The sequence below is a fragment of the Streptomyces pathocidini genome, assembly GCF_001418495.1.
GTDB lineage: Bacteria > Actinomycetota > Actinomycetes > Streptomycetales > Streptomycetaceae > Streptomyces > Streptomyces pathocidini.
The window spans coordinates 1-10,095 of the sequence record NZ_LIQY01000307.1; the positions used below are offsets into that span (position 1 = coordinate 1).

At 74.1% G+C, this 10,095-nt stretch carries 8 protein-coding genes; all 8 read left to right on the plus strand.

Annotated features, from left to right (window positions below; all coding sequences use genetic code 11):
• Positions 1–1,202 (plus strand): dihydrolipoamide acetyltransferase family protein (locus AOK16_RS15720; RefSeq protein WP_107098358.1); only part of this gene is annotated, 1,202 nt, incomplete at its 5' end.
• 170 nt (positions 1,203–1,372) lie between these two features.
• Positions 1,373–2,431 (plus strand): DUF6457 domain-containing protein, encoded by a 1,059-nt coding sequence (locus AOK16_RS15725; RefSeq protein ID WP_055472869.1) that lies wholly within the window; start codon positions 1,373–1,375, stop codon positions 2,429–2,431.
• A complete protein-coding gene (locus tag AOK16_RS15730; RefSeq protein ID WP_079101431.1) occupies positions 2,431–4,236 on the plus strand; it encodes a molybdopterin molybdotransferase MoeA in 1,806 nt (601 codons plus the stop codon). Before AOK16_RS15725 ends, AOK16_RS15730 begins: the two co-directional genes overlap by 1 nt.
• The gene (locus tag AOK16_RS15735) at positions 4,233–5,363 is read left to right on the plus strand and encodes a potassium channel family protein (protein WP_079101432.1); all 1,131 of its coding nucleotides are present in this window, start codon (positions 4,233–4,235) and stop codon (positions 5,361–5,363) included. The genes AOK16_RS15730 and AOK16_RS15735 overlap by 4 nt, the downstream gene beginning before the upstream one ends.
• 130 nt (positions 5,364–5,493) lie before the next feature.
• The gene (locus tag AOK16_RS15740) at positions 5,494–6,471 is read left to right on the plus strand and encodes an NAD(P)H-quinone oxidoreductase (RefSeq protein WP_055472873.1); all 978 of its coding nucleotides are present in this window, start codon (positions 5,494–5,496) and stop codon (positions 6,469–6,471) included.
• 129 nt (positions 6,472–6,600) lie between these two features.
• On the plus strand, positions 6,601–7,380 hold the full coding sequence (locus AOK16_RS15745) for a hypothetical protein (RefSeq protein WP_157859228.1): 780 nt from the start codon (positions 6,601–6,603) through the stop codon (positions 7,378–7,380).
• A gap of 160 nt (positions 7,381–7,540) precedes the next feature.
• Positions 7,541–8,104 (plus strand): bacterial proteasome activator family protein, encoded by a 564-nt coding sequence (locus AOK16_RS15750; RefSeq protein WP_055472871.1) that lies wholly within the window; start codon positions 7,541–7,543, stop codon positions 8,102–8,104.
• A gap of 301 nt (positions 8,105–8,405) precedes the next feature.
• The gene (locus tag AOK16_RS15755; RefSeq protein WP_055472872.1) at positions 8,406–10,019 is read left to right on the plus strand and encodes a protein kinase domain-containing protein; all 1,614 of its coding nucleotides are present in this window, start codon (positions 8,406–8,408) and stop codon (positions 10,017–10,019) included.
• The last annotated feature ends 76 nt before the right edge of the window (positions 10,020–10,095 follow it).

Genomic DNA, 10,095 nt, shown 5'->3' on the forward strand with positions numbered 1-10,095 from the left:
AGGGCCGCTGTCCGCCGCCCCCCGGAGCACCGGACACGGAACCAGGTGCGGCCCGCTCGGCGCGCGCCGCACCTGGTTCCGTGTCCGGTGCTCCGGGGGGCGGCGGACAGCGGCCCTTGGGCGACGCCTCAGGAGTGCACGCGGGCGTGGACGAGGACATGGATGCGGGCGTGCATACGGGCGTGCATGCGGGCGGGGGCGAGGGGGCGGAGTCGCCCGTTGCCGTGATCTCGCCGCTGGTCCGGCGGATCGCGCGGGAGCACGGGATCGACCTCCGGGCACTGCGCGGATCCGGGCCCGACGGGCTCGTCCTGCGCGCCGATGTCGAGGAGGCAGCAAGGGAGTTGGCGACGGGGGTGTCCGCCACCGGAACCGCCGCTGCTTTCCCCGCTACCCAAGCCGCGCAGGGCGAGGCCGCGCCGTACGCGCCCGCCGGTACGACCGGCCCCGCACAGCCCGCCTCCCCCGCACCCGCCGGGGCCGCCTCCCGGCAAGCGGGCGTGGAACGCGTACCGCTGCGCGGGGTACGCGGGGCCGTGGCCGAGAAGATGGCGCGGAGCCGGACCGAGATCCCCGACGCGTCGTGCTGGGTCGACGCCGACGCCACGGAGCTGCTGGCCGCCCGGATGGCCATGAACGCCGGGGCGACGGGCGGGCCCGAAGGGCCCAAGGTGTCGCTCCTCGCGCTGCTGGCCAGGATCTGCACCGCCGCGCTCGCCCGCTACCCCGAGCTGAACTCCACCGTGGACACCGAGGCCCGCGAGGTGGTCCGGCTCCCCGACGTGCATCTCGGGTTCGCGGCGCAGACCGAACGCGGCCTGGTCGTGCCGGTCGTACGGGACGCGCACGCCCGCAACGCGGTCGAGCTGACGCGGGAGTTCGCCCGGCTCACCGAGACCGCGCGCGAGGGGCGCCTCACTCCGGCCGAGCTGACCGGCGGCACGTTCACGCTGAACAACTACGGGGTCTTCGGCGTCGACGGCTCCACGCCGATCATCAACCACCCCGAGGCCGCGATGCTGGGCGTCGGCCGCATCGTCCCCAAGCCGTGGGTGCACCAAGGGGAGTTGGCGGTACGGCAGGTCGTGCAGCTGTCGCTCACCTTCGACCACCGCGTCTGCGACGGCGGCACAGCCGGAGGCTTCCTGCGCTTCGTGGCCGACTGCGTCGAGCGACCGGCGGTGCTGCTGCGCACGCTGTGACGGCGGTGCCGCGCCGGATGTGTCCGGCGCGGCGCCGATGTCCGGTGCGGCCCGCGTTGTCCACAGGCCCGCGCCGGGCATGGAACCTTTTGGCCTTCGGCGGTGTACCAAGTTATGGAAGCGCGCGGGCGGGGGGCCGGTCCTCCCGGCGCGCGGCCATACTCGGGGACATGACAGCGCATGTGTACGACGCCGTGGTGCTTGCCGGGGGCGCCGCCAAGCGGTTGGGCGGGGCCGACAAGCCCGGCCTGCGGGTCGGCGGACGGCCCCTGCTGGACCGCGTGCTCGCCGCGTGCGCCGAAGCCTCCGCGACCGTGGTCGTCGGCTCCCGGCGCCCCACCGCCCGCCCCGTGCGGTGGGCCCGCGAAGAGCCGCCCGGCGGCGGCCCGCTCGCGGCCCTGGACGCGGGCCTGCGCCACGTCACGGCCCCCGTCGTCCTCGCCCTCTCGGCCGACCTGCCGTTCCTGTCGGTCGACACGGTACGGGCGCTGCTGACGGCACTCGACGCGTCGGAGGCGTCCGGCGGCTCCGGCACAGGCACGGCCCCTGCCGGCTCCGGCTCGGACTCCGGCGGCGGTGTGGAGGCCGGCGGCTCCGGTGGAAGCGTCGTGGCGCCCGACGCCAGGGCGGACGGAGTCGTGCTGGTCGATCACAGCGGGCGGGATCAGCCGCTGGTCGCGGCGTACCGGGCGGAGCCGCTGCGCCGCGAACTCGCTCTGCTCGCCGCCGAGCACGGCCGCTTGGCCCACCTCCCGCTCCGCCTGCTCACCGACGAGCTCACGCTGGCCCGCTTGCCCGTCCCCGAGGGTGCGGCCGGGGCCGATTCCGCCGTCTTCGACTGCGACACCTGGGAGGACCTTGCCGCGGCCCGGGCACGCATCAGGGAGCATGGGAACGTGCTGGACGAATGGATGGCCGCAGTAAAGGACGAACTCGGGATCGAGCTGGACGTCGACACGGGCGCCCTGCTGGACCTCGCCCGCGACGCCGCGCACGGCGTGGCCAGGCCCGCGGCGCCGCTGACCACCTTCCTGGTGGGCTACGCGGCGGGTCGGGCAGGCGAGCCCGAAGAGGTCGCCGTCGCCGCCCGCAAGGCGGCCGCGCTGGCCGCGCGTTGGGCGGAGGAGGAGCCGGAGGGGACGGGCGAGTCCGGGGGCTCCGACGGCACCGGCGCCTCAGGCGGCTCCGGGGGCAGCGGTTCGGCGAACGGCCCGGAAAAGCGGGCCTGATGACCGACACGGGCGCGGGCCACGGCACGGCAGGTCACCACCCGGACCACGAGGTCCACGTGGACCGTGTGGACCTCGAGTTCGACGACGCCCTGGCCATCGCCAATGACGGGTCCGGCACCGGCAATGGCACAGGCACCGGCAATGGAACTGGCACCAGCACCGGCAATGGAACTGGCACCAGCACCGGCAATGGCATCGGCACCGGCAATGGAACCGACACCAGCACCGGCGCAAGCAGCAGCCGCAGCGCCGGCCGCGGTCGCGGCGTCGGCAGCAGCCGTAGCGCCGATGGAGACGGCTGCCCCCCTGGCGGCGAGGTCGATACCGGCAGCCGCGCCAACTCCCCGTCCGGCGACCCCGCCCCGTCGGATCACCGCCGCCACCATCGCCCCGCCCCCACCCCGTGGCCCGAGGCGCGGGACGTTGCCGCGCGGGCGGTGGGTGGCCCGCTGCCGAGCGTCGTGCGCGCGCTGGGCGCGGCCGTCGGGGAAGTGCTGGCCGAGCCGGTGCTCGCCCTCACCGACCTGCCGTCGTTCGACACCTCCGCCATGGACGGGTGGGCCGTCGCGGGCCCCGGGCCGTGGCGTATCGCGGCGGATACCGGGGGCGGGATCCTCGCCGGGCACAACGAACCCGCGCCGCTGCCCGACGGGCGGGCGGTGCGCATCGCCACCGGCGCCCGCGTCCCGCCGGGCACGACGGGTGTGCTGCGCAGCGAGCACGGCGAGGTCTCGGAGCGGGGTCACGGGCGCGACGGGGCCGAAGCCGCCGGCGCGGCGTGGCTGCGCGTCGGCCCCGACCGTGGCCCCGTCGCGCCGGGGCAGGACATCCGCCCGCGCGGCCAGGAGTGCCGCAGCGGTGACCGGTTGCTGCCCGCCGGGGCGCTCGTGACGCCCGCCGTCCTGGGGCTGGCCGCCGCCGCGGGCTTCGACGAGCTGAGTACCGTGCCCCGCCCGCGGGTCGAAATCCTCGTCCTGGGGGACGAGTTGCTGCGCGCGGGGCTGCCGCGCGACGGCCGGATCCGGGACGCGCTCGGGCCGATGCTCGGGCCCTGGCTGTACGCGCTCGGGGCCGAGGTACTCGCCACGCGCCACCTCTGCGACGACCCCGACGCGCTCCACGCGGCCGTCACCGCGTCCGCCGCCGAACTCGTAGTCACCACCGGCGGAACCGCCCACGGTCCCGTCGACCACGTCCACCCGGTGCTGCGCCGGATCGGCGCCCCGCTGCTCGTCGACGGCGTCGCCGTGCGCCCCGGGCACCCGATGCTGCTGGCCCGGCTCGGCCCAGGCCGGCACCTCGTAGGGCTGCCGGGCAATCCGCTCGCGGCGGTGTCCGGTCTGCTGACGCTCGCCGAGCCGCTGCTCCGCGTTCTCTCCGGCCGGGCCCCAGCGGCCACCGCCCGGCGGCAGCGGCACCGCACCCCAACGGCCCTTCCCTCAACGGCCCTTCCCTCAACGGCCTTTCCCCTCACGGAAGCCGTGCAGGGGCACCCGTACGACACGCGGCTCGTGCCCGTCTCCCTTGCCGAGGATCCCGGGCGTGCCGCGCCCCTGCGGTTCACCGGACCCGCCATGCTCCGAGGCGTGGCCACCGCCGATGGGCTCGCCGTCGTACTCCCCGGTGGCGCTGGGCGGGGGGACCGGGTTGAGGTGCTCCGACTCCCGTGGTCCCGAACCACCTTGCCCGTCGGGGCCCACGGATTCCCCGGGCCCTTGGGAACCCCTGGACTCCCCGGATCCACCGGATCCACCGGATCCCGACTCCCCGGATCCCCCGAAATGCCCGGAGGCGCCCTATGACCCTGTCCGTCCCGCATGAAGGACAGGGCCCCGGCGGCTCCCATGAGCCCGTCGCCCGGAACGACTTCACCGCACCGCCCCCCTCCGCCGTCCCCGAGGCGAGCGGCTCGCGTGTGCAGCTGCCGCGCCGCGTGGTTCACCGGCCGCTCCAACAGGTCGCCCGGCGGCTGCTGATGGCGCTGCTGGTGCTCGTGGCCACCGTCCTCATCGTGTATACGGACCGCGACGAGTACCACGACAACGCCGACGGCAAGGTCGACTTCCTCGACTGCGTCTACTACGCGACCGTCACGCTCTCCACCACCGGCTACGGCGACGTCGTCCCGTACGGCGACGGCGCCCGGCTGCTGAACATCCTGCTGATCACGCCCCTGCGCGTGCTCTTCCTGATCATTCTGGTCGGCACCACTCTCGAGGTCCTCACCGAGCGGACCCGCGAGGAGTGGCGGCTGAACCGCTGGAGGTCCGCCTTGCGTGAGCACACCGTCGTCGTCGGGTTCGGTACGAAGGGCCGCTCCGCCGTCCAGACCCTCCTCGCCAAAGGACTGGCCAAGGAGAAGGTGGTGGTCGTCGACCCCAGCCAGAAGGTCGTGGACGCGGCCAACGCCGAGGGGTTCGTAGGCGTGGTCGGCGACGCGACGCGCAGCGATGTGCTGCTGCGCGCCGAGGCCCAGCGGGCCGGGCGGATCATCATCGCCACCCAGCGCGACGACACCGCCGTGCTCGTTACCTTGACGGCACGTCAGCTCAACCGGGCCGCGAAGATCGTCGCCTCGGTGCGCGAGGAGGAGAACGCGCCGCTGCTGCGCCAGTCCGGTGCCGACGCCGTCATCACCAGCTCCAGCGCCGCCGGCCGCCTGCTCGGCCTCTCGGTCGTCAGCCCCAGCTCGGTCACCGTCATGGAGGACTTGATCCAGCAGGGCAGCGGTCTCGACGTGATCGAGCGCCCGGTCGTCAAATCCGAAGTCGGCCGTTCCGTACGGGAAGTGGATGATCTGGTCGTCTCGGTGCTGCGCGGCCACCGGCTGCTCGGGTACGACGATCCGAAGGCGAGTCCGCTGGAGGCGACCGACCGGGTCATCGCGATCGTTCGCGCCAGGCCGCCGCGGGCCGGGGAGGCCGGGTAGCGCAACTGGTCCCTAAGCCGGTCCCCTAAGCCCGTCAACCCGCGCCGTCAAGTTGTCCACAGGCGGGTCCCGGCGTTGTCCACAGGCCGAAGTGGGCTGGTGGCGGCGGGAGTAGCCTCGCGGCATGTCGATGCATGCGATCACCATCCCCGAACCCGGCGGACCCGAGGCCCTGGTGTGGGCCGAGGTCCCCGAACCCGTGCCCGCCGTGGGCGAGGTCCTGGTCGAGGTCGCGGCCGGCGGCGTCAATCGCGCCGACGTGATGCAGCGCCAGGGCTTCTACGATCCGCCACCCGACGCTTCCCCGTACCCGGGCCTGGAGTGCTCGGGCCGGATCGCCGCGCTCGGCCCGGGGGTCTCGGGCTGGGCCGTCGGCGACGAGGTGTGCGCGCTGCTCTCCGGCGGCGGCTACGCGGAGAAGGTGGCGGTCCCGGCGGGCCAACTGCTGCCCGTGCCCGAGGGCGTGGACCTGGTGACGGCCGCCGGGCTGCCCGAAGTGGCGTGCACGGTCTGGTCGAACGTGTTCATGGTCGCCCATCTCCGGCCCGGCGAGACGCTGTTGGTGCACGGCGGTTCGAGCGGCATCGGCACGATGGCGGTGCAGCTGGCGAAGGCAGTGGGCGCGCGGGTCGCGGTGACGGCGGGCAGCCCGGAGAAGCTGGAGCGCTGCCGGGAGCTGGGCGCGGACATCCTGATCGACTACCGCGAGCAGGACTTCGCCGAGGAGGTCCGCAAGGCCACGGACGGGGCGGGGGCGGACGTGATCCTGGACATCATCGGCGCGAAGTACCTGGCCGCCAACGTCAGGGCGCTCGCCGCGAACGGGCGGCTCGCGATCATCGGCCTCCAGGGCGGGCGCAAGGGCGAGCTGGACCTGGGCGCGCTGCTGGTCAAGCGCGCGGCGGTCACCGCGACCTCGCTGCGGGGCCGCCCGCTCGGTGAGAAGGCGGCGATCGTCGCGGCGGTCCGCGAGCACGTCTGGCCGCTGTTCGGCGCCGGTCGCGTACGGCCGGTGGTGGACCGCTCGCTGCCGATGCGGGATGCCGCGGAGGCGCACCGGGTGCTGGAGGGGAGTGGGCACGTGGGGAAGATCCTTCTCACGGTGTGACGGCTGGCGCCCGCCATCACCCGTAAACGAGCCGTTCGTTCGAGATGCCGGAATTCTTCTGGCGTGTGACTCTGAACACTGCATCGAACCTTTCATCTTTGACGGCTCGATACGGGAGGGGGTCACGCCGTGGCTCCAGTGCTGCGCTCCGGATTCGCCATCGGGCTCCTGGTGGGGGCCGCCCTGCTGCCGGTCCCCACCGCCTTCGCCGCGGAGCATCCGTCTCCCGACGATCGGGGCCGCCGGGCCGGCTCCGTCACCCGGCCGGAGGGCGGTGGCTACGGATCGGGCGCATCGTCCGGGCGCCGGGCCGCGGGCGAGCTGCGGACGCGGATCGCGCAGGTGGCCGGTTTCGACCCCGGCAGAGGGCCGGGAGGCGACTTCGACGACGGCTCCTGGGCCGTGACCCTGCCGGACTGGATGCGCATCCCGGACATCCACCTGCGGACGCGCGACCCGTACGAGGATTCCCGGTCCGGCGACGCGGCCGCGTCGCGGCCCAGGCGCCCGCACTTCCGCGACTCCTCCGGCGCCTCCAGGACCGGTCCGTCCGCGCACGGACGGCACCGCGACGGCTCCTCCCGGCCCGCTCCCTCCCCTTCTTCCGGGGGCAAGTCGAAGGCCGTGCCCGAGGACGACGAGCTGGAGGCCGCGCCGCACCGGCCTCCGGTGCCGTACGAGCAGGCGCCGCGGAAGGCGGAGGAGTCCGCGGCGGCGGAGCGGGGCGAGGCGACCGCGGACCCGTCCGACTCCGTGACGCCCGGCAGCGACCCCAGCCTGGAGGACGAGAGTGGCGAGACGCTCGCGCAGCCGACGGGCCCGGTGCTGCGGGTGCTGCCGTTCGGGACGGGGCTGGCGCTGATGGGGCTGGGGCTCGGCTTCATCGGCCTGCGGCTGCGCAGGCGCTGAGCCCGGGCCTCATCCCGGGCCCGGTGCCCGCGCGCCGACCCCGTGCCTGCGGCCACCTCTCGACGCCCACGCCCTCCCAGCGTCCGGCCCACTTCCGGGGCCCGCCCCCTACTTCCGGGGCCCGGGCCGCTTCCCGGTGCCGGTGCGCGACAATGGCGCCATGGAGATGCCGAGGAACGAACGGTCGCAGGAGAACCCTCATGTCCTGATCGTGGGACCGGACGGGATGGCGCTCGGCAACGCCGGCTCAGCCGGCTCCGGCGATGGGGAAGGCGACGAGGCGCGTGAGCTCCCCGTGACGGACATGGTCGAGCAGCCCGCGAAGGTCATGCGCATCGGCAGCATGATCAAGCAGCTGCTGGAGGAAGTCCGGGCGGCGCCTTTGGACGAGGCGAGCCGGGTCCGGCTCAAGGACATACACCGCAGCTCCGTGAAGGAGCTGGAGGACGGCCTCGCGCCCGAGCTCGTGGAGGAGCTGGAGCGCCTGTCGCTGCCCTTCACCGACGAGACGGTGCCGACCGAGGCCGAGCTGCGGATCGCGCAGGCCCAGCTGGTCGGCTGGCTGGAGGGCCTGTTCCATGGCATTCAGACCGCCCTCTTCGCCCAGCAGATGGCGGCCCGGGCCCAGCTCGAGCAGATGCGGAGGGCGCTCCCGCCCGGGGTCCACGGGGGCGAGGGCGACGAGCCGGGACCGGGCGGCGCACGCTCGGGGCCGTACCTGTAGGGCGGGGTCGGCCTACGGCTTCGTACGGCAACGGCAAGCGCCGACAAGATCGCCGCACCCTATGCCCGGATCCGTTCGGATCCGCTCCCGCACCGGCGTAAAACCGCCTCCGCGGCGGCGTAAACCCGCCCCTGAGCGGGGGGGGCGCGGCACAGGCCAGGGATTTGCGCCCGCGCACCCTCGGGGGGTTGGATGGCCCGTCGATCGCGGACCGGCCGACTGCCGGGACCCTGTAGCGTGCTTACGGAAGACCGTAGGACAGGCGCGACCGCGCGCGGACGAAAGACGACGGCGAGGACTGATGGCAGAGACGCAGCGCGCCCAGGGCCCGTCCGAGCCCGAGGCCACCGGCGGGATCGGGCCTGACGCACCGGAGGCGTGGGGGGTCGGCGGCCTGGTCGGCGACGGCCGCTACCGGCTGACCCACCGTCTCGGACGCGGCGGCATGGCCGAGGTCTTCGCCGCCGAGGACGTACGGCTGGGCCGGACGGTCGCGGTGAAGCTGCTGCGCGCCGACCTCGCCGAGGACCCGGTCTCCAAGGCCCGCTTCACGCGCGAGGCCCAGTCCGTCGCGGGCCTGAACCACCACGCGGTCGTGGCTGTCTACGACTCCGGTGAGGACATTGTCGGCGCGGGCACCGTCCCGTACATCGTCATGGAGCTCGTCGAGGGCCGGACGATCCGCGATCTGCTGATCAACGCCGACGCGCCCCCGGCCGACCAGGCGCTGATCATCGTCTCCGGGGTGCTGGAGGCGCTGGCCTACAGCCACCACCACGGCATCGTGCACCGCGACATCAAGCCCGCGAACGTGATCATCACGAACAGCGGAGCCGTGAAGGTCATGGACTTCGGCATCGCCCGCGCCCTGCACGGCGCGCAGTCGACCATGACGCAGACCGGCATGGTCATGGGCACCCCGCAGTACCTCTCCCCCGAGCAGGCCCTCGGCAAGGCCGTGGACCACCGCAGCGACCTCTACGCGACGGGCTGCCTGCTCTACGAACTGCTCGCCCTGCGGCCCCCGTTCACCGGCGAGACCCCGCTGTCGGTCGTGTACCAGCACGTCCAGGACACTCCCGTCCCGCCGTCCGAGGTGCTGGAGGCGGTGCCGCCGGAGCTGGACGGCCTGGTGATGCGCTCGCTCGCGAAGGACCCGGACGACCGGTTCCAGAGCGCCGAGGAAATGCGCGGCATGGTGCAGTACGCGCTGCAGATGCTGGGCGAGAAGGGCTCCCACAACGGTGTGTGGGACACCGGCCCGGTGACCCACACCGGCGGCTCGACTTCGGCCATGGGCACGGCCGCCACCGCGGGTACGACGGTGCTGCCGCATCCGCAGCACGGCGAGACGTCCAAGATGGCCGCCGCCGGCGGTCCGCTGCTGCCCGGTGCCCGGGACGACGATGGCGGTTTCGACGGGAGCCGCCCCGGCGGCGGGAACGGCGGTCGGGGCGGCCGCGGGAGGATGTGGCTGTTCCTGGCGCTCGCCGCGATCGCGATCGTTGTCGGCGTCGCCTTCGCGATGGACAACCTGGGGCAGAAGGGCGGGGGGAACAAGAACGTCGGCCCTTCGACCACGGCCCCCGAGACGCCCAACGAGAAGCCCTCGCAGAGCCAGGGCGAGGACGACACGGGCGGCGAGCAGCATCTCCCGGGCGACGGCCAGGACGACGAGTACACCCCGTCCGACGACCCGGCCACCCAGCGGCCCAGCCAGACGCCGTCGAGGGAGATCCCGTCGAGCTCCCCGAGCCAGCAGCCGTCCCAGCCGCCGACGGAGGGCAACTCCAGCGGTACCGGCGGCCAGCCTTCCGATCCCACCGACCCGAGCACGGACGACGGCAGCAACGGCGACCCCTCGGACGGCCCCACCATCCCGGACGAGGGCGACACCAGCGGCGCCGAGAACTGACCCGCCGGTAGCCGCCGCGGCGCCCGGGGCGCTGAGAACCACGAGCCCCGGGCCCCAGCCACGTCCCCTTCACGGC